The following is a 20,882-nucleotide window of genomic DNA, read 5'->3' on the forward strand; positions in this document are numbered from 1 at the left end:
GTCGGGCTGATCGGTGTTGACAGGCGATCCTGGCTAGTGACGATGATGATGGAAGTGATGGTGCGAATGGAAGTGATGGTGTCTGTGATGGTGGCGATGATAGGAACCATAGTTGTCATAGTAATAGTAGTTGTTGCTACCACAACCACAACCACCACCCCATGCTCCACCTACCTGTTCCAACTCACCCTCAGTTAATTCAATTGCCTCCATCTCAGGAGCCTGTTCGATCGAATCAAGCACAGGTTTGAACGAACGTGTCATGCTAATCATGAGTAAGATCCTTTCTTGTCTAGGCAAACTGGATGTGGTGGTCTTCTCACTTGAGAATATGCCTCCCACAAGGGTAATGTACAAGAAGGCGAAAAGTGAGGCAATCAGAGCTTTTGTGCTCAAGGTATAGGTTCCGTATCCAGGAACGACAGGAGATCAGGCTCAGATACCTGTCGGATTCTCTTCTATCTGCTAATGTATACATCCACATGGAGAAAAAATCACTGGAACAACAGGAAAATCTCCTCCCCATTCATGGTAAGCCTGGGATTTCTGTTTCTCCTCTGGTCCCAGCCCTGGCCCGCTACATCTATCCTCAGGCCTGGAAAGACTGTAGTTCCAGAAGACGTTGCTTCACCCAGTGATAGGCCCGCTCATCTCCTGCCCTGGCATAGAAGCGAATGGCGCTCAAGAATATATAGTATTGATAACAGAGCATACGCTGTTCGTATGCAGGGACATTGATCTGCTGATCCTGGTAATAGCGTTGGAACCGTTCGCGCACACGTAGCCAGGGATACCAGAAATCCAGCCCGGCAATATCGAAGACGAAATCGCCATACTTCGCGTCAACCCAATCTAAAACGGCGGTGATCTCTCCATGGTCTGCGAGGATATTGCGCAAGCTATAGTTTCCATGCACAAGGTAACGCTCGGTGGGGCAAAAGTCGAGCAGGTCTCGCATCTTCCAGTAGATATCCTTGAATAGACCGCGCTCCAGAAAGGTATCCGTGAACAGGGAGTACCATTTACCAAAGTAGTCGCGCTCATCTTCCTCTTTCGCGATAATCGCAAGAGATCCTTGCCAGCTAGAGACTGTGCTCATCCCTCGGTAATCGAAGACCCCATAGCCTTGCGTATCACTTACATCAATGTGATGAATAGCGTCCAGAATCCGCATGATCTCTGGCATGAGCAGTTCGACTTCTTGCTCGATCAGGCTTTCTACCATCTGGCCTGGCACTTTGAGTGAGATTGCAAAGTGGAGCTCATTCAGGCGTCCCGTATACAGGACTGGCGACATGGGAACTGGTGCTACCACCAGCTTACCTGCGATATATATCTCTTTCGGCAGATTTGAGGTCAGCATAGTATCGTGATTGAAGCGTACGATATAGTCTTGATTGTCTTGCTCACCTACTCTAAAAGTGAAGGTGCGCATTACCTGCCCACCCTCCACGGGAGTAAGACTGGTGATTGGTGCTGAGAAGTACTGACCGAGTGCTGTAAGCACCTGTTCACGATCAACAACTGGTCTAAGGTCAGGCATAAAGATTCTCCATTATCAACACGTCACATAGAGTGTAAATAACAAAAGATGTATAGATGTATAGAGGGAAAAATTGCGCCGGACGTGAGATAAGGGGTACATATTGCGAGTGAGATTAGAGGAATGGGAAAAGGCCACACAATGACCCGCAAACATATCTCTTGCTCAAGGTCCGCCATCGGCGGCATTTCCCTTTACAAGCCAGAAGACGATGTGTGTATCTACTATAGTGATGAATAGAGTGCTCAGCATAAATCCAGGCAAGCAATTCACACTATGGGAGAAGGGGATGGTAAACTGCTTGAGATAAAACTAGAGGCAAGGAAGGGGTGCAGCCGTTGGAGAGGCTAACAAGATAACGTCCACGTCATCGGGAGAGATGCCTTTCTTTACTACTCAAATTGATTCTATAGTATAAATGTACGCTACTGGCCATTATTTGTCAAGATCAGCATAGAGAGGTCTCCCCGTTTTTCCTCCTCTAATATTACTCTAAGACAGAGAAACAGAGCAATACGTGTCAGAAAACGGTCAGTTTCGCGATTCCTCAATGAACTCAACAAATGATCGATTCAGCCATAGCGGGGAGAAAGACGGAAGGCGAGCATGATCAGAAAATGAAACATTTTATCTTTGCGTGCGGAACGATAGCCGATAGCATTCTGATCACCTGGGTCTACAATCATACACGAGGCAGTGTCTTGCTGGCATTCTTGTTCCATAATGCTCTCAACATCACGGCGCTGTATCTTCCCCTATCGTTATCGGATAATTGGCAGGGGGTAGTAGCACAATGCCTTGTGGCGCTGATCGTGGTCATTGCTACTGGTCCTGCACGCCTCTCTCGACAACCTTCTGGTGGGCTGATGCAAGATCCTTTGATCTTAAGGGAAAGGAATTTGAAAGAAAAGCGGGGGTGATATATGATATATTCATCTTATCTCCGCCCGCTGATCAGGAATTGTTCTGCAAGGCTTGCAGCAAAGTAAATGGATGAGGATATTGATGAACATTGGAATTCTCGGTTCAGGAAATATTGGGCATAATGCGGCCCGTCTCTTTGCACGAGCAGGCCATTTGATTGCCATCAGTAATTCACGAGGGCCGCAATCGTTGGTGAACTTTGTGCATGAGCTTGGGCATAATGCTCAGGCCCTATCGGCTGAAGAGGTAGTTCAATTCGGTGACGTTATTCTGCTCGCCATTCCATGGGTTAAACGCGATGAATTGCCGGATGCACAACTCTTCACCAATAAGATCGTCATTGATGCAATGAATCCCTATAGCGCTATCTTCCAGCTCATTGATCTCTCTCCCAGCACTTCAAGCGAAGAGGTAGCCAGACAACTTCCGCAGGCTCACATTGTGAAGGCATTTAACACGATGTATTTTGAAACACTGCGCACTGGTGGTCGCACCACGCCTCAGAATCGGCTTGTCATTTTTCTAGCAGGAGATAATGCTCAAGCAAAAGCGATTGTTTCTCAGCTTATTGAAGAGATTGGTTTTGCCCCTCTTGATACAGGATCACTGCACGAAGGTGGCCTGCTCCAACAACCAGGATCACCTATCTATAATATTCCCTTAACTGTTGAAGAGGCGCGAAAGCGGCTTGCGCAACTACCATAGTTGTCAGTCTTATGATTCAACAGGTTCGGCAATCAACCCATGCATCATAGGCAGCCTGTCCTCCTGGAACGCCCGGAACAATCTCGTTGGCTATCAGCGATACCGTCTCTGTTCCACTTGTAAGTTTGTTAATCCCGAACCAGCCATCACGCATCCAGACAACTCCCTCCAGAACATCCGCGGTGATATGTGCTTTGGCCTCGAACTGTCCACGATCATTAAAAATGATGATTTTTTCTCCAGTCTGAATATGACGTTGCTGAGCATCAGTTGGATGGATCCATAATTCTGGCCCCGGATTGGCTGCGGCCAGGGTAGGGAGCGCCTGACCCTCATCAAAGAAGGCGTGGAATGCGGTGAGTGTTCGCCCCTGACAGAAACGCAGAGGATAGCTGCTTCCAACTGGATGGGTGTACGTTGGGAGTGGCGAGAGCCCGGCTTGTCGTGCGCGCTCACTCCAGAATTCGATTTTGGTAGAGGGGGTAGCAAAATGATGATTCTGGTAAGCAATATGCGAAAGCTTCTTTTTTTGCCAGTAGCCTCCACGTTGACGAAGTTCTACTAACGTTAGTGGCGCTCCTGTTTCTGTTTGCTGAGCCGCCAGGAACGAATGCACGTAGTCCTCTTCGCTCTGCCAGGGAAAGAAATTGTCGATGGAGAGCTGTTGGGCCAGATCACGAAGGATCGTCGTCAGGGAACGACATTCTCCTTCAGGCTGTAAAGCTGGCTCCATTAAATAGATATGTGTATCGGTCTGCTTCAAGCCAATTTCTTCCAGCCAGGCGGTGGCAGGGAAGATAAGATCTGCACACTGACGGGTCGTCTCGTTCATGAACAGGTCATATGAAACGATCAACTTGACCCTATCCAGTCCTTGCGCAAGTTGCTTGGAGTCAGCAAAAGAGGAGAGCATATTTGTTCCTAATAAAAGCAGGACATCTATTTTTCCCTCATTAAAAGCACCAGTAATAGTAGCCATATGGCTTGGAATAGCCAGATCCTGAGTCATCCTGGCAGTGACATCAGCCAGAACATTGGCGAGCCCTGTACTCTCTGGTAAAGCTCCATGGCGTTGCCCCAATCCGCCACCAGCAATGCCCAGTTGTCCAGTAAGAGCTGGTAGACAGGAGATGGCTCGACTGGACTCCCAGCCATACTGGTGTTTAAACATCGAGCTGCCACCCAGTACAATCATTGCAGGAGTCTGAGTTGCATAGGAGCGGGCGAGTTGACAAATGCGTTCGGGTTCGATACCCGTAATCGCACTGGCCCATTCGGGAGTATACTGCTGGAGGTGGGCCGCGAATTGTGGGAAGCCCAGGGTGTTGGCATCGATAAAGGTCTGGTTATGGAGACCTTCAGCGAGAATGACATGGGCCAGGGCGAGCGCAAGGGCTGCATCCGTACCTGGAGGAATGAGCAAGACTTCATCAGCCAGCCGGGAGACTTCGGTGCGCCTCGTATCAATCTGAATAATATGTGCTCCACGTTTGCGAGCCTTAACAAGACTGGCACCGAGATCGGGTTGGCTGGCGAGCGTTGCACCCCAGAGGAGAATTGTCTTCGAGTTAGCTGCCATATCCTCTTTCGTATTGATAGACAATGTTCCCGTGAGACCCAGACCATAGCCGCCCATGGCCCAGCAAACGATTGATGTCGTCCACTGCTGAAAACCTCCCAACGCGCCAAAACGGCTCACAAGCGTACTGTTCGTCACGCCAGTGGTACCAATACCGTGTCCACGCCACAAACCGACGCGTTCTGGCTGTGTCTGCTGGATAGCATTCACCAGAAGCGCATAGGCATCCTCCCATGAGCACTGCTCCCATCGATTCTCACCACGAGATCCGATCCTGCGAAGAGGAGTTCTTAATCGTTTGGGATTGCTAAAGATCTCATGTGTCGCCTGCCCTCGGATACAGAGAAAACCCCGGCTGTCAGGATTCTGTTGATCACCTCTGATTGAGAGAAGTCTATTCTCTTCCACTTCAACGGTCATTCCACACTGGGTTGGGCGACAATTCATAGGGCACATGGTTGTTATCTGGCGGCGGCTCTGGGTCATCTTTGTGTTCCTCCAAAGAGCGTTTTTCTTATTCGTCTCTCTCCTCATAATATCACAAGAAAAATAGTGCTTCTGTGGAGAATTACGATCAATTTCCAGTTTTCCTTCGTGCAAAGAGAATGGATTGAGAGAGTCTCGTTTCCTGCAAGAGGAATGGGACGATTGAAAGGAATTCTGAAAATGAGCGAACCTATCTCAACACTTGGACATGGCGGACCAAACGCAGTAGTCACCTCATGGGAAGAGACACGTCAGGCGTTGGAAACAGCTGATCTGTTCTTGCTCTCAACAGTGCGGACTGATGGTCGCCCTCACGTCACGCCGCTAGTAGCCGTATGGCACGACGGGGCTATCCATTTTACTGCAGAAAATACTGCACAGAAGACTGTCAACCTGCGTGAAAACCCACACGTCATTCTGACAACCGGCAATAACCCGAGGGGAGGCCTTAGCGTGGTGGTTGAAGGCGACGCTGTGCAGGTCACCAACCAGGACACGCTCGAACGCTTAGCCTCGGTCTGGGCAACCAAGTGGGATGGAAGCTGGCCATACAAGGTACGCAATGGTTATTTTTACCTCTACGATGAAGAGACACAACGAGTTCTCACAGATTCGAACTTCGTGTTCTCCGTCAAACCCACCAAAGTCTTCTCATTCGTTATAGGCCGCAGCCAGACCCGACACCAGTTCTAACTGCTCGCGTCACTTGACCACGAAACACCCATTAGCCGCATTATATCATTTTAGATATATGCGGCTAATACATGTCTCGTGGCAGTTGTACTTAGGCAGCCTCCTCATTCCCTTCAATGGCCTCGTTAGTCATCTTCCAGCTCACAGAAGGAACAGCAATCTTAAACTGAAATTATGAAATACAATTGAAATACAATAATTAATGTATTTTAAAATAAAATTGCGATATATTTTAAAACATGATATTCTGCATGTAGTTTGAAGAAAAGAAAGACCTGCTTCCTCCCCATAGCTCAAACAAGGGGGAGAAAGCAGGTCAAATTCAGATGATTTTTTGACTTAATCACTCCCATAATCAGCGGGTATTGAGATGGGATCAGACGATGGCCTTTGATCTAAGAAGCCGACGGGGGGACAGTTAATGAGGATGTTCGATGATCCGTATGTGGACCCTCCAGGACCTGTAATGTAGCCAGCTAAGACCAACTGTAGAATGCGATTCTCATCTGTCTGTCGAATGTTGAGTCCTTTATTGATGGCTTCTTGAGTCCATTCTCCAATTTGCAAGTCCCATGCGGGGCTGTATGCATTCGCATGGCGAGGATCATCAAGGGACGGAAAATCACCCTGAATATTCAATGGATCTGCCTGCGAATTTCCTAGAGGTTTACCAACGCCGATATTCTCAGGCGTGGCTTCGATTTCATCATTTCCGCTCAACAGTAAATTACTCAACCCTTGAGCCTGTGGATTGTCCCGGCCAATCTGTCCATTGCTAAACGTAAAGATACGCTCGCGTGCTGATGCAATAAAATCATCACCTCCTGGGTAGGGTGCGTTAACCAGAGCTGGAACGTAGGTAGCCCGTTCAATGGTAGCAGCTAGAGGATTATTTGAGTCAGTACTAATGTATAAGATCCGTTGACCAGCGTCGAAACCATTTACCATGAGCAGATCAACAGTCCTATTTTTGAGGTCAATTCCTACCACGCGATCTCCTGTATTCGTATGATGATAGAAATCAAATGGACCATCTCCGCTAGCCACAATTGGTGCATTATACACGACCGAAGAGTTCTGGAAACGTATGTATGGGCTATACATCTCGTCTCCGACAGCACCAGGTTGATAGCTTTGTGGAGGAAATCCGTTTGGGCCAGCCGTAATTGAGCGTGTAGGACTAAAGTCTGGAGACCCTGCAAAATTGACGATTGCAGTATCGAACTTGTTGTTTTCAGGCACTGTAATCGTAGTATCCTGAACACATCGTGGGCAATTAATCCCCATATTTGCCAGCTTAGGTGCGTAATTAACATTCAGATCATGGGCAATACCAAAATCAGAGGCATCGGTAATGATATACCAGACAGTCTTGCCCTGGGCATTGCCTTTATAAAGTGGTAGGCGAACGGTGCCACGTGTGAGATTAATCTCTCTGATTCGTTTAAAAACAAAACGATCCATCGACAAAAGGGTATCGCCCCGTTCATCTATCTGTGCAGAGCCTTTTGGATTGCGGGAATTGCCAGAACCTCCATCTTTTTCTCTCTCAATAGAAGCACTTACGGTACCTACCATTGGGGAGAATAAAAGGAATACAAGCAGGGTAAAGAGAGAAGCTCTCCTTAGCCGCTTTCCATTCAGTACATTTAATAGAGTGGGAATCAAGATAGCCTCCTATGTCATGCTGAACATGCTACGAGAGATCCTTCCTATCACGATATCTCCTTGACAACACTTTCATAACGACTATTTTTGCTATTTGATACAAATAGTTTTCTATAGAATGATTATTGTCTCTATAGAAAGATCCACAAAAACAACACACGGAGAACTCATTGAGATAGGAGACCACGCGATAAAAATGGCGCACAGATTTGTTTCCTTCCATCTTTACCCACATTTTCATGATTCCATTCACGAACAAGCATGAGAGAAGTGGAGGGTGGGATAAGATCCTAGCAAAAATAGGAATTATGTATACTTAGGAAAGGAAAAGGACTTATCACCGAATAGCGGGAAGCGAACACATTTTTACAGGGAGTGTATTTATGACGAGGATTTTAATTCACCAGGCAATTCAAGATGATATTCTGGCAATGGTCGAACTTTCATAACAGAGACGCATACAGTATCAGAGTGTCGATGCTTTAAAAGGATACAATCCAACGAAGTTGAGTGCTTCGTATTGATGTGGTAAGATGGGCCTGCTGAATTTCCTGAGTGCCTGAAAGAGCTGCTTTTTGGAGCCAGGGTTCACTCAAATCATTTTTGCCAGGAGGAGCATATTTGTCAACAAGGGAAAATCGATTAGATATTAGTGATGAGCTACTCAAGTTGATCCATGAGGCAATTAACGCTGGGTTTGGACAAATAGAAGATGAGGATGACGAGGTTCTTCCCGCCTTGATTACTACATCATCAATTATCGCTCTCCCAGAACAAAATCTCGGTGAGATTTTTCCCGTCATCCAGAAACTGCTCGAATCTGGGAGTGTGAAACAGGGTGCATTGGTTTACAATGGCTACCTCACACTTGAAGGCAAACGGACCAGAGCAATGTTTGCGGAGGGATATGAGCAGGGTACGAACAAAGTCTGGCGTTTTGCTCAAGTGTATCGTCCTGCGGTAAAAGCCAGCTTGCTCAAGAAAGGTCAGCCGCCGGAGCGCCTCGGCAATCTGAAATTCCTGGCTGGGAGTTCCGAACTCCGTATTGTGTAGCTTCTAGAAGATTCAGAGCAATATTCATGGTCCTTGAGCCAACTCAAGGACCATATCTCTGGCGAGAGCAGATGTACGACCTCTCTTATAACTCCCTCTCTTCTTTGGTCTAATTTGCATTGTCCCATTTGCTGACTCGATACAAACTACCATTTCTATTTACAACCTGGGAAGAGAGAGCATACACCACCCTCGAAAAGGGAATTGCAACTAATGGCAGTTAGTCGCAATTCTAAATCCGCCGCTAGATTGAAAAATGGCTCTGGTTTCACACAAGGTCAACGTCTCTTAAAGATGAGGAAAATGATATACTGAACGAGAGTTCAATTGATCAGCCTCAAGAAAGCTATAAGTTGGAGGATAACAAAAAAAGGATTTTTTAAAATGTCTGAACTGCAAACTCTGTTGACTGGTCTCGGGTTCGGTGAATCGCCACGGTGGCACGAGGGCCGTCTATGGTTCTCTAACTGGGGTACCCAGGAGGTCGTTGCCGTCGATCTAGCGGGCACGAACGAAGTCATGGTCCGCGTACCGACCACGATCCCCTTTTGCATCGACTGGCTGCCCGATGGGTGCTTGCTCGTCGTCTCAGGACGCGAGGGACTTCTCCTACGCAGAGAGTCCAATGGGGAACTGGTGACCCATGCCGACTTGAGCGGCCTTGCCGGCATCTGGAACGAGATCGTCGTGGATGGTCGTGGCAACGTCTACATCAACGGCGGCGACTTTGGTGCTCCTGGAATCATCGCCCTGGTCACCCCCGATGGGTCGGCGCGTCTGGTGGCCGACGGCATCGCTTTCCCGAATGGTATGGCCGTGACACCTGATAACAAGACGTTGATCGTCGCCGAGTCCCACGGAAACTGTCTTACAGCCTTCGATATCGATGCAGTTGGCAACCTGTTGAACCGGCGGGTCTGGGCCGCACTCGAAGGAGCTGCCCCCGACGGAATCTGTCTCGATGCTGAGGGTGCCGTCTGGTATGGAGATGTCCCAAACAAGCGTTGCGTACGCGTGAGAGAAGGTGGTGAGATCTTGCAGACGATCCATCTCGACCGTGGCTGCTTCGCTTGCATGCTCGGAGGGATAAACAAGCAAACGCTGTTCATGATGGCCGCTGAGTGGCGTGGTTTTGAACATATGGCAGATGGGGCGCGAACAGGTCAGGTACTTACTGCCCAGGCGCCTGCACCAGGTGTTGGTTGGCCATAGCCAAAGGGCAGTACGGCTGTCTCCCAATCATGAGGAAGGGCAAGAGCCATGTAAGGATCAAAACTATGCCAACACCATTCCTATCACAACGAGCAGATCCATAGCATGGTCATTCTACGCCCTTCTCGCCTTGCTATGCGAAGAAATCGGACTCCTCGATAATCTCTTGTGATGGGAGGAAGGTGGCATCAACAACGGATCGCCCTGTCCGCTGGAGATAGTGTTGGACGACGCGATAGCCAATGGCGTACCCTGCAAAATCGGGTAATCCGACCTTTGGTAATCCCGAAGACGCGGCAATCGTATCGCCAAAGATATAGCTGCGCACAGCAAAGATATAGCTGCGCACAGCATTGAACCCGCTCACGTCAAGATTCCCCCCGATCACGCGCTTCGCTGTGGCAATCTCCTCCTCATCAAAATCAGTCACCATGTAGCCTACCAGATCATGTCCAAAAAGTTCAGCGGCAAACGATTCGGCCAGCCCTTCGGCAATGATGTAATCAGCGACCGTGATGCTCATCGGCAGAAAAGGCACGATTTTGAAGCGCACATTGTGGTTCAGTTCGTGGACCAATGCAGGCCCTACACGTGGAATGGTGTAGTCATCAACCAGACTGAGGGTGACTATCAAGTAGCCAGGGAAGCCTCCAAACCCGGCGTAGCCTCGCCCCAATGTATTGATACCTGTATGCTTTGTAAGGACTAAGGCACAGTTGATGGTGTCTAACGCAATCTGGTCAGCATAAGGGGCAAATGCACTCACACCCCGTTCAAGCGCAGTTGCGGACCTCTGCCAGACCCCATTATCGCTCAGCCGTTGGAGCATATCCTCAATGAAGGGACGCTGCTCCCCATCGAAATCTTCGGGTGTATAGAAGGACCACATTTTTGCCATGGCCAGTGGATCATTGCCTCCATAAATACGCATCATCCCTTCAAACGGGGCCAGGAGTTCCTGACAGTACAGCGCCTCGCTCTCTTGTGCGCTGGCACTGTTGAGCAAACGTTGATAGATGGATTCGGCATCGATAATCTGCAATTTCATCTCGTATTCCTTTCAAGTTTGGGAGTACAGAGAAGAGTTTAACCCATGACGTTACGTCATATGCAAGCCTATTGCAAGTCTATTTGGCGCTTTCTTCTCTCAGGCTGTGCGCACTGCTTTGGATAGGTGGTGCGGCGACCCATCTTCACATAAAATGTTGTTGGATAATCCCGCCAATCCGCTGAGATATAGTACCTGTGACGTTACGTCATGGCTTATACTAATAGTTGAAAGGAGAACGTGTTTGGAGCACAAACGCTATACAACCAGCCAATTTGCCCGGAAGGCCGCCGTCACAGCGCGGACCTTACGTTTTTATGATAAAGTGGGCCTGCTCTCCCCCTCTGAGCATACTGAGGCCGGACATCGACTGTATTCGGATGCGGATCTCTGGAGTTTACAACAGATTCTGGCATTGAAATTTCTAGGGTTCTCTCTGGAAGAGATTAAAGTATGCCTGCAAAAGAATCCAGAATATTTGCAGGAGGCACTTCTCATGCAGAAGGCGATGATGCAGGAGAAGCGCAATCAGTTAGATACGGTTCTGCAAGCCATCGAGAAAGCTGAAACATTGTTAAAAGGAAATGTGGGAGATTGGGAGGCTATTATTATCGATGTTATCCAGGTGATGCATGCGGAACAGGATAGAGCATGGGTCAGGAAATATCTTACTGACGAACAACAACAGAAGCTGGCTGAAATCTCTCGGAAATCATACAGTCCTGAAGCAGCTCAGAAGCTGGCAGTCTGGAGCGAGAGCTGGACCGAAGAAGATCAACAACGTGCCAATCAGCAATGGGATGCCGTATTTTCTGATGTGAGGAAACTGGTGAGAGAAGGCAAAGATCCAACCCATAGAGAAGGCCAGGCTCTGGCCAAGCAGCACAGTGAACTGATCAAGCAATTCACGCGGGGTGATGCGGATGTCGAGGCTGGCGTGAAACAATGGTGGAATACCTATGAGGCGCTTCCCCTGGAAGAGAAACCGTTACCAGCCTATCACCTGAGCGAGGAGGAAAAAGCTTTTCTACAGAAGGCGCTGGCCCACTATAAACGCACTCCAGGGAGACAGTGTTCGACCAGCTAGTGACTTTACACACGCAAAAAGACGAATTGGGAAAACATGATTTATACTCTAATTCGTCATAGAGAAAGACGAAACCGAAATCATTCAATAGAAGGAGATTTCTTTTGGCTTCAAAGAATGCACCGATGTATCAACAGGAACGGTCTTCTCGCGTTGGTATCCATGCCAGGCGTCTCAAAGCGGGCTGGGACAACCAGTATCTCTTACGCGTTCTTGACGGGGTTCATTAGATGCGATTGCCCTGGGTCAGTAACAACTTTCGCAAAAAATATGGAACTGGCTCCATCATCGATAATCGGTGAGAAACGCAGCTATGTTGCTAAAAGAGGATCATTATTGTATAGTATTTCGACAAGGGGTGATATTGCAATCATGAAGACATTTGAGCTTAAACAAGAGAACAACAATGCATTGAGGTGTTTGACGAAAAAGAGAGGAAAGATCTACCAATGAAACATATACGTTTCTTGCCTTTTATTGCTCTTATACTACTCTTTATTTCATGCAACAGTTCAACTGTTACTACACAACCAACCCCTACGACGACCAGCGTTGCCAGGGTCACACCAACCCCTACGGTCCCCACAGTCACACCAACCCCTACGTTTCCCACAGTTCCTAATCAGATTGTGCACTTTAAAACGGAAGATGATATGACGCTAACCGGGATACTCTATGGAACAGGAAAAACGGGAATTATTTGTTCGCATGAGCTTCACGCAAATAAAGATATTTGGAGTACAAATGGCTTTGCGCAACGAATCGCGGCAAAAGGCTACATGGTTCTGGCCTACGATTTCCGTGGAAATGGTGACTCAGAAGGAAAGGGAAATCCAACGAAGAATGAGACCGACTTGAGAGCCGCAGTGAGCTTTATGCGCCAGCAGAACGTAAGTAGCATTGTCTTAATCGGTTCAAGCATGGGTGGGACAGCGACACTCAAAGTTGCGGCCCACGACAAGATGACGGCAATCATCACACTTTCAGCCCCACAAAATTTTGGTTCCATGGTCAGTGATGATGAAGTTCGTGCAATCCAGGCACCAAAGCTCTTTATCAATAGCGAAGATGACAGGTTTTCTCAGGAAACAATACATATGGCAGATATTGCAAGTCAGCCTAAGGATATCCACCTTTATCCAGGGCGCCTGCACGGAGTAGCCCTTTTTGATAGTGAATATGATGCTGATGTAATGCAACGGATTCAAAACTTTCTCGCGCGCTATGCCCCTGTCAACCAGTAAGGAAAAGGAGATTTCTTTTGGCTTCAAGGAATGCACCGATGTATCAAAAGGAATTTTTTGTGGCTCAGTTGGCACTGGCACAAAAAATTGCAGACATTGCATCCCAACCTCTTGAACAGGTCGTTTTGCAGTATACCGCTTTGTATCGTATCTTTGGCCTGGATTGGAGTTTTGATCCTACCAACCCGGTCTGGGAAGCATATATCTCCGGGTTACCCGGTGCCGCTGATAAAACGCAATATACCTACGAGTATTATCTCCAACGCTATCCTGAGATCCCTACATCCGCTGAAGAACAACCACATTGGGGCTGTTTTTCCTACAATTACGATCCTGCCACACAGAAGATACGGCTCCACTTTGGAGACTATGATCAGTCGGAACATGGACCCCTCAGTCATTTGCGTATCATACAGCGCAAAGAGGAGCTACGCGCAATGTTTCAGCATATTCAATCCAACCATCCTGATGCATTGTGGGTCGTTGGTGGATCATGGCTCTATAATTGGGAATCGTATACGCGACTGTTTCCGCCACAGTTTGTCCAGGCGGCCAAAGCCCGGAAAATGCCTTCGCTGCAAGGTCGTGCCAGTTGGAATCAGTTGTTACGGAGAGGTTGGCGCATCCATAATGAATCACTGGCCATCTTTCTGCAAAGAGTCAGCCAGCTCGAACAGGTAGAAGATTATCCTGGCTGTTTTCTCTATGCAGAACTATGGACTGAAGCCCCCATATCCCTATTCTATGCATTCTATGTTTAATAAGTAATTCATTCCTATCACCATCCTCTCAAATCGAAGCCCTTTGTTATTCATACCGTCAAGGATCAACATGCTCCACAGTTTTAGTGGAGAGATAAACAAAAAACGTTATCTAGCACCGGTGTGAAAGATTTAAGATACTTTGCTCCTCTTGACAAGCTGTGCATTAGCAATGTAGAATTGTTTCAGAACAATATTGTTCTGAAACAATTCTACATTGCCGTTTTGGATGGATACACTTTATTTATGAGCGTGCTATCTATCATAAGATTGAGAATTGTATTTCCTCCCCCGTAATGCTTCGCATTTTTGTTGTAAAAAAGATTGCACAGAACATTCCCGGTTCTTGAATCCTTTGCTGCTATCACAATCAATCGTTTCCTCACAAAGCTCTCTGTCCATATGCTGGTCATGCGGACGACATATCGTTGTGTCATCAATATGGCTATCAGGAAGAGAGAAGAAAATTTGGAAAGGAGGTGATGAGCCAGAAAGAACTATTCACCACGCAACAATTTTTCTATCAATGAAGATGTAAATTGTCTCTAAGGAAGGAGTCTACCCATGACACGTCTTTTGACAATGAAGACTATCATTGCCCCCAATCAGAAACCACATTGGAGCCTGACATTCCTTGTCGGTTTGCTCTGTCTCGCATTGCTTCTCACCTCTGCACTCCTGGTGGTTCCTCGCTTCCAGGCACATGCCGAGACCTCCAACCAGCGACCGTCTGTCGGACTCAATCTTACAGAACCTGATTACGATACCTTTACCGACGCAATGAAAACCTCCTCACCGTGGAACAGTGGCAGCAATCCCGCTACAGTCGATGCCAATGGATGGCCGACTGAAGATGCCTCACTCTATGTCTGGGAGGGAGCGTCTGGAACCGATGGTACCTATCAACTGAGCTTTACAGGACAGGCCACAATCTCTCCTTTTGGAGGAACGATCAGCAACCAGCAATATACTGCCGCAACCAATACGACGACAGCGACGATTGTGATTACCGATACAGGGCCGATCAATTTCAACCTGAACTTCACAAATACCCATCGTACAGCCAGCAGTGCCACAAATACAGGCATTACCAATGTAGTCATGATGAAGCCTGTCAGCGAAGGATCGACCACCACCTACGCCCCTTCAACGATCTTTACTCCGTACGTGGCTCAGGCTGTTGCACCTTATACCTATCTACGGTTTATGTTTGGCACCAACTGGAACAAATCGACCAACTGGTCTGATCGCACCACGATCAGTTATGCGTCCCAGCATAAAATTCTCCCAGGCGATAACGCTTTCGAAGGCAATCAAATGGCCTTTGAATACATGGTCAAGATTGCCAACGATAACAACAAGGATCTCTATCTGGTCGTTCCGGATCGTGCCAATACGGATTATATTACGAAGCTGGCACAGTTAACTCTGTATGGCAGCGATGGTCTCAATCCGTACACCAGTCCCCAGACAAATCCCGTCTGGGCACCGCTCAAGTCCAATTTACATCTCTATGTGGAGTACACCAACGAAGCGTGGAATTTCTCTTTTGACCAGGCGCATGATCTCTATGATGGACCCATTGGGGCCCAGCAAGAGATTGCCAACAATCCCAACTCGCCGCTCATTTATGATGGTAATACCGATGGCAATCTCATCTGGCATCGCAACTATGCCAATCGTGCCCTCAATGTCAGCAAAATCTTCCGTAGCATCTATGGCGATAGTGCCATGGGGTCTCGGGTTCGTCCGCTGCTCTTCTGGCAATATGCAGACCTCAATAATACAGCGGAAGATGAGCTGTTGTTCTTGAATGATTACTATAACAATGCAGATGGTATCCAGCATGTCTCCGATCCTCACCCCCTCTCCTACTACTTCTGGGGCGGTGGTGGTGCGGTCTACTTCAATAGTAACAATGACAGTGCCAGTAGCGTAGATGCCCTCTTTGCTTCCGGGATTCCCCAGGATAGCTACCAGAATATGATCAATATCGAAGCACGTTGGGCGCGAAGCTATGGTCTGCACTTCATGTCCTATGAAGGAAGCTGGGGCATTAGTGGCACCGTTGGAGATCAGGGCCGCGTAGATGCACGAGCCAAACAGGCATTAATCACATCCTTCAATGATTTTGTTAAAGCGGGTGGGGAAAATTATACCGTGGGTACGTTTGGGCAATGGAACAACTTTAAAACGGCCAGCACCTACCCACTGGTTCAGGCCGCAGCTGTGGTCAATGATCCCAACTATGCTTTGCCTGCGATCACACAGGGTCTGGAGGTCTCAGCAACAAGTCCGACGATCATTGGCGGGCCCCACTACAGTATTACCCGTACTGGCTTGAGTGGCGCAACGACCAACCTGGGGAACGAGACAGATTATCTGCTGCGAGTAGATGCATCAGGCTCGTACCAGATTGCGGTCAGTGCAGGTAATAGTGCCAGTGGAGGGGCAATTGGCGTTTACATTGATAGTGTCCTTCTCACCACAATCACAGTACCCAACACAGGGGGGACCAGCAGTTTCCAGACTGTCGTTGCAGGTTCAACCTCTCTCTCTGCGGGGCTCCATAGCGTTACGCTGCGGGCGTCGGCCCAACCCTCAGGTGCGAACGCTGGGACAGTCAATGCCCTGTTGATCCAACCAGGAACAGGAACGCCACCAACGATTCCTTCTCCTGGAGCACTTCCCTCAGGCTGGATGAGCCAGGATATCGGATCGGTTGGTCAGGTTGGCTCAGCCTCTCTCGATAATGGGACGCTGCATATCACGGCCAGTGGCTCGGATATCTCTGGAACTGCAGATTCGTTCCATTTTGTCTATCAGGCAGTGACGGGCGATGCTACGATTATTGCACGCACAACCTGGCTGGGAGACTCTAATCCTTATGCGAAAGTGGGTGTGATGATTCGAGATTCGTTGGATCAGAGTGCAGCTAATGCGATCACCTACTACAGCCCCAGTGGGGATACGACCTTCCAGGAACGCGTCACTGACAACGGATCGACCAATCATGGCACTCCACCACAGTTTGATTCACCCACCTGGCTCAAACTGGTCCGTTCGGGGAGCACCATCACGGGCTTCATTTCCCACGATGGAACGACCTGGACGCAGACAGGGTCCGATACCTTTGCCTTCCCACAGACTGTCTATGTTGGATTGGCAGTTGATGCACACAACAATGGGACGCTGGTAACTGGCGATCTGGACAATATCAGTCTCAATGGTGTTGCCTTTGTCAATTCAAATCCAACGCCTACGCCAACATCAACACCGACTCCGACCCCGACATCAACACCAACCTCCACGCCAACGCCAACTCCATCAGGATGGACCACATGCGCCAGCGAAAATGGAACCTGTTCGTTTAGTGGTACGATGGTGGTGCGCTATGGAGCCAATAACCAATTTTTCTATAAGACAGCCACTACCAGTATTGCCTGTAACAACGCGACGTTTGGCGATCCACTGGTAGGAACAGTGAAAGCATGCGCTTTCGCGTCTGTACCACCAACAAGCTGGACTTTCTGTGCCAGTGAGAACGGAACGTGTGCCGTTCCTGGTACCGTGACCGTGGCCTATGGTGCCAACAGTTCATATTATTACAAGACTGTGACCAACAGCATTTCATGTAATAATGCAACGTTTGGCGATCCATTGGTAGGAACGTTTAAAGGATGTTATTACAAGTAACGTGTCACCCATAGATTGTAAGCATACGAGCGTACGGGCCACCCCCCTCTCTGGGGACGTGGCCCGTACGCTCATATGTGGCCTTGAAATAGTTGATTTGAACGCTTCGTTACGCCAGCCCGAAGAGAGAGGCCAGGGTATCCGCATGTTTATTGTCGGCCTGTTTCAATGCGGCCAGATAGCGGCCAGTGGTAGCAAGCGATTCATGGCCCAGACGAGCCTGAATATCGCTGACTTTAGCCCCGGCATCTTCCATTGTGCGAGCCCAGGTATGACGGGTAACGTGCACTTTTGAGACCCCCAGACGCTTCTCGCAGATATTTGCAACCGAACGAATGGTCAGCGGTGGTGGCACGACTCCCGGAATTGAATCTTCTTTCTCTGATTTCCGCGTAAAACTAATCCAGATCGGTGAATCTCCATGCAGTCCACGCAGGTTCCGCCCATATGCCATGACCATCCATTCCAGAAGTGCATTGGCGACAGGTGTCGGTACCGTGTCACGCATCGTCTTGCCACCCTTACAATGCTCAAATGTTAAGGTCATACGCGATCCCTGGACAAGGACATTGCGCCAGCGGAGATCGATGACCTCAGAGAGGCGGCGCCCCGTCTGCAATAAGATTGCCAGCAAAGCATAATCACGTGCCCCCAATTTTGTCGTACGATCTATAGCTTGCATTCGTTGGGCAACGTCTTGTGTCTCCAGGGGCTGGGCATTTTTATAGGACTGGACACGGGTGCGCTCGACCAGAGAGATAGGGTTTCCACAGGTAAGAAAATGACGCTTATTGGCAAACGTGTAGAAACTACTTAAAATGGCGAGGCGCTGATTGTATGTGGCCTCAGCGACAACCTTCTCTTTTACCGAAAGGCCTGCAAATCCCTGTGCGGCAAGGGCCACCTCTGTTATCGCCTGACGGCAGGCCGCTTCAGAGAGATCGCCATGCGTATTCAGATAAGGATCTAACTCACGCCCCGTCTGCCAGAGAAGATTGCGAAACGCAAAAAGGGTCTCCTCGTAGGCTTTTCGTGTCTTCTGACTTCCTGAATGGCGCGTCTTTGAATCTATCCATGCAGTAATCGCTACATCAATATGATTGCTATTGACGATGGTGGAAAGAGATTGTTCTGCCATTGGTGTCCTGTATCCTCAATGTCTAGAAATTGCAACTAATAATAGGATTATACCATGAATAACGTTTTTTGTCTACTTTTATTGGTTCTGAGCACCCGAGATGGACAGAGTATGTATATGAACTGCTCATTTTGCTGCTGGCTTAACGGCCTGTGTACAATAGAATAATGCTGATCGTCCTCACCTCTTGGAAGGAATGCGTGCCATGAATCCAGAAGAGTTTTTGCAGGAATATATCCAGAAAAACAGTGCTCATGATTATGATGAGATTGCCCCACTGATCTCTGAACACGCCACCTACTGGTTTAGTGAAGGGACATACTGCGGTCGAGAAGAGATTCGAGCGGCATTTGAAACAACCTGGGCAGTGGTCAAGGATGAGCACTACTGGATTGATGATATCAAGTGGCTAATTCAAGGCGATTCTGATGCAGTCTGCATCTACCACTTTTATTGGAAAGGAACCGTTGGTGGAAGTCCGGCACAGGGAAAAGGACGGGGAACAAACGTGTTCCAGAAGGATAACGGTCAGTGGTATGTCATCCATGAACACCTGAGCTCATTACCACAGTGAATGGGACAAGAGGGTCCTGGCAATGCGCATTGCCAGGACCCTCTTGTATGCTAACGTTAGTTGCGTTATAATAGCGCAGGTATAAGAGAAAACTCAACGAGACGATAACAGAAAGATATATGACCTTTTTTAACAGAACTGTATCACAAGAAATTATTGCGCTGGTCCGTCAACGCTATTTCGCGCTTGGAGAAGCGCTTGGGGAGATCTCTTCACAGAACAATGAGCACACACAGGAAACATGGACCTTACAACAGGACCTTACCCTATTAATTGACGTGGCTAATGGGAAATATCAGCGCACTGATGAATTGGCACAAGAGGTTGAGCAAGCATTGACTCATTTGAGAGATATCTTACTTGGAACTGTCTTACACAGTAGCTCAACCTATCCCGAAGAATTTTGGCAGACAGAGATCGGCATTGTTGTTTCACGAGCCCGCTGGTGGATCTCTGTGGATGAGTTGATTACGATTAGCAATGCTGCTGCACTGGCCTTTGGCGAAAATACACAGGCTAATCGAATGCGGATTGCACGCGCGATCGAGAATGGTAGCCTGGAATGGGTGCCAGATCCTTCGATAGCAAATCCTCAGCAGAACAAACGCGTGCTCCGTTCACAGGTTGAACGCTTCTGCCATCTTAGCCGACTGTCTGATTAAAGCAGATCTTCTCTCTGGAGATGCTGCCAGGAACGTTGGCGAATCGTCAGTGGGGTTGCCCCACTAACCTGACGAATGCGACGAGAAAAATGAAAGCGCGACTGAAATCCACAGCGTTCAGCGATTGTCCCCACTGTTAACCCGGTCTGTTCCAGAAGCCGAATGCCCAATTGTACCCGTTGCTGCCAGACATAAGCCATTGGCGTGGTTTGAAGTTGCGCTTGAAAGAGCCGAATCAGGTGAGCAGGGCTCATAGCAACCACATCTGCGATCTTTTCTAGCGTTAGATCTTCACTGAGATGCATGAGAATGTACTGCTGAGCATGCTCTACAGCTGGATGCTGTTGCCTCGTCTGTGTCAGGCGCGCTTCACCTTCCCCAATATAGCGCCAGAGCATCTGCAAAGCCAACGTTTTCAGGATCTCCTCTCTGGTAGAGAAGACATGAGGACGTATTGCAAGAGCCTGCTGCATCAACTGGAGCATTGTTGATGAAAGTGGCAGCGGCCATTCTAAACGCTGAAGACGTTGAAGAATCTTCTCGGGGATGGACGAGGTAATATGCAGCCATGAATGATGGGTCTCTTGCTCTTCGGCAAAGGCAAAATATTCTTTCCCGCCAGGAAAAAGAACAAATATCGTCGTATCTGGTATAAAATGCTGCTGCCCATTTAACGTCAAGGTAAGGTGTCCTCGATGAACCAGGACTAGTTGCAGGTTGGGTTGAATCCTCGGCCCTAACGTCCCTTTAGGAGGATACACAATCTCGTTAATCTGTACCTGCTCAGGCCAGAAGCCATCCTCCATCGC

At 48.4% G+C, this 20,882-nt stretch carries 19 protein-coding genes; 12 read left to right on the forward strand and 7 right to left on the reverse strand.

Annotation, left to right across the window (positions count from 1 at the left end; genetic code table 11):
* Window positions 1-33: 33 nt before the first annotated feature.
* Together EL628_RS13570 and EL628_RS13575 are read right to left on the reverse strand one after the other, a co-directional pair.
* On the reverse strand, window positions 34-273 hold the full coding sequence (locus EL628_RS13570; protein ID WP_126580472.1) for a hypothetical protein: 240 nt from the start codon (window positions 271-273) through the stop codon (window positions 34-36).
* A gap of 316 nt (window positions 274-589) precedes the next feature.
* Window positions 590-1,543 (reverse strand): phosphotransferase family protein, encoded by a 954-nt coding sequence (locus tag EL628_RS13575; protein WP_126580473.1) that lies wholly within the window; start codon window positions 1,541-1,543, stop codon window positions 590-592.
* Between the two features lie 563 nt (window positions 1,544-2,106).
* Here EL628_RS13575 and EL628_RS13580 point away from each other — a divergent pair.
* Together EL628_RS13580 and EL628_RS13585 are read left to right on the forward strand one after the other, a co-directional pair.
* On the forward strand, window positions 2,107-2,463 hold the full coding sequence (locus tag EL628_RS13580) for a hypothetical protein (RefSeq protein WP_126580474.1): 357 nt from the start codon (window positions 2,107-2,109) through the stop codon (window positions 2,461-2,463).
* An 85-nt stretch (window positions 2,464-2,548) separates the two neighbouring features.
* Window positions 2,549-3,172 (forward strand): NADPH-dependent F420 reductase, encoded by a 624-nt coding sequence (locus EL628_RS13585; RefSeq protein ID WP_126580475.1) that lies wholly within the window; start codon window positions 2,549-2,551, stop codon window positions 3,170-3,172.
* Between the two features lie 16 nt (window positions 3,173-3,188).
* Here EL628_RS13585 and EL628_RS13590 read toward each other — a convergent pair whose 3' ends face one another.
* Window positions 3,189-5,237, reverse strand: coding sequence for a molybdopterin-containing oxidoreductase family protein (locus tag EL628_RS13590; protein WP_161975489.1), 2,049 nt, complete (start codon window positions 5,235-5,237; stop codon window positions 3,189-3,191).
* A 180-nt stretch (window positions 5,238-5,417) separates the two neighbouring features.
* Between EL628_RS13590 and EL628_RS13595 the strand changes: the two genes are divergently transcribed.
* The gene (locus EL628_RS13595) at window positions 5,418-5,930 is read left to right on the forward strand and encodes a pyridoxamine 5'-phosphate oxidase family protein (protein WP_126580477.1); all 513 of its coding nucleotides are present in this window, start codon (window positions 5,418-5,420) and stop codon (window positions 5,928-5,930) included.
* A gap of 339 nt (window positions 5,931-6,269) precedes the next feature.
* Here EL628_RS13595 and EL628_RS13600 read toward each other — a convergent pair whose 3' ends face one another.
* Complete coding sequence (locus tag EL628_RS13600; RefSeq protein WP_136626712.1) at window positions 6,270-7,394, reverse strand: DUF7482 domain-containing protein; 1,125 nt, start codon at window positions 7,392-7,394, stop codon at window positions 6,270-6,272.
* 825 nt (window positions 7,395-8,219) lie between these two features.
* Here EL628_RS13600 and EL628_RS13605 point away from each other — a divergent pair.
* Together EL628_RS13605 and EL628_RS13610 are read left to right on the forward strand one after the other, a co-directional pair.
* Window positions 8,220-8,651, forward strand: a complete 432-nt coding sequence (locus tag EL628_RS13605; RefSeq protein ID WP_126580479.1) for a hypothetical protein — start codon at window positions 8,220-8,222, stop codon at window positions 8,649-8,651.
* A 384-nt stretch (window positions 8,652-9,035) separates the two neighbouring features.
* A complete protein-coding gene (locus EL628_RS13610) occupies window positions 9,036-9,863 on the forward strand; it encodes an SMP-30/gluconolactonase/LRE family protein (protein ID WP_126580480.1) in 828 nt (275 codons plus the stop codon).
* Window positions 9,864-9,996: 133 nt separating this feature from the next.
* Here EL628_RS13610 and EL628_RS13615 read toward each other — a convergent pair whose 3' ends face one another.
* Entirely contained in the window at window positions 9,997-10,911 is a 915-nt protein-coding gene (locus EL628_RS13615; RefSeq protein WP_126580481.1) for a DUF2268 domain-containing putative Zn-dependent protease, read from the reverse strand.
* Between the two features lie 244 nt (window positions 10,912-11,155).
* Between EL628_RS13615 and EL628_RS13620 the strand changes: the two genes are divergently transcribed.
* From EL628_RS13620 to EL628_RS13635, 5 genes are all read left to right on the forward strand, one after another.
* Entirely contained in the window at window positions 11,156-11,998 is an 843-nt protein-coding gene (locus tag EL628_RS13620; RefSeq protein ID WP_161975490.1) for a MerR family transcriptional regulator, read from the forward strand.
* Between the two features lie 104 nt (window positions 11,999-12,102).
* Window positions 12,103-12,228 carry a hypothetical protein gene (locus tag EL628_RS30790; RefSeq protein ID WP_281276540.1) on the forward strand — a complete coding sequence of 42 codons (126 nt, stop codon included), beginning with the start codon at window positions 12,103-12,105 and terminating at the stop codon, window positions 12,226-12,228.
* Window positions 12,229-12,447: 219 nt separating this feature from the next.
* Complete coding sequence (locus EL628_RS13625) at window positions 12,448-13,242, forward strand: alpha/beta hydrolase family protein (RefSeq protein WP_126580483.1); 795 nt, start codon at window positions 12,448-12,450, stop codon at window positions 13,240-13,242.
* Between the two features lie 38 nt (window positions 13,243-13,280).
* Entirely contained in the window at window positions 13,281-14,003 is a 723-nt protein-coding gene (locus EL628_RS13630; protein WP_126580484.1) for a hypothetical protein, read from the forward strand.
* A 564-nt stretch (window positions 14,004-14,567) separates the two neighbouring features.
* Complete coding sequence (locus EL628_RS13635; RefSeq protein ID WP_126580485.1) at window positions 14,568-17,699, forward strand: carbohydrate-binding protein; 3,132 nt, start codon at window positions 14,568-14,570, stop codon at window positions 17,697-17,699.
* Between the two features lie 109 nt (window positions 17,700-17,808).
* Here the strand turns inward: EL628_RS13635 and EL628_RS13640 are convergent, their stop codons facing one another.
* Window positions 17,809-18,837 (reverse strand): tyrosine-type recombinase/integrase, encoded by a 1,029-nt coding sequence (locus EL628_RS13640; RefSeq protein WP_126580486.1) that lies wholly within the window; start codon window positions 18,835-18,837, stop codon window positions 17,809-17,811.
* Window positions 18,838-19,042: 205 nt separating this feature from the next.
* On the opposite strand from EL628_RS13640, the gene EL628_RS13645 reads away from it, so the two are divergent.
* Both EL628_RS13645 and EL628_RS13650 read left to right on the forward strand, forming a co-directional pair.
* A complete protein-coding gene (locus EL628_RS13645; protein WP_218028914.1) occupies window positions 19,043-19,411 on the forward strand; it encodes a YybH family protein in 369 nt (122 codons plus the stop codon).
* Between the two features lie 119 nt (window positions 19,412-19,530).
* Window positions 19,531-20,073 carry a hypothetical protein gene (locus EL628_RS13650; RefSeq protein ID WP_126580488.1) on the forward strand — a complete coding sequence of 181 codons (543 nt, stop codon included), beginning with the start codon at window positions 19,531-19,533 and terminating at the stop codon, window positions 20,071-20,073.
* Here the strand turns inward: EL628_RS13650 and EL628_RS13655 are convergent.
* A complete protein-coding gene (locus EL628_RS13655; protein ID WP_126580489.1) occupies window positions 20,070-20,879 on the reverse strand; it encodes an AraC family transcriptional regulator in 810 nt (269 codons plus the stop codon). The two genes, EL628_RS13650 and EL628_RS13655, sit on opposite strands and share 4 nt — an antisense overlap.
* Window positions 20,880-20,882: the final 3 nt, after the last annotated feature.

Origin of the sequence: Tengunoibacter tsumagoiensis (genome assembly GCF_003967535.1) — a bacterium.
GTDB classification, from domain to species: Bacteria; Chloroflexota; Ktedonobacteria; order Ktedonobacterales; family Ktedonobacteraceae; genus Tengunoibacter; species Tengunoibacter tsumagoiensis.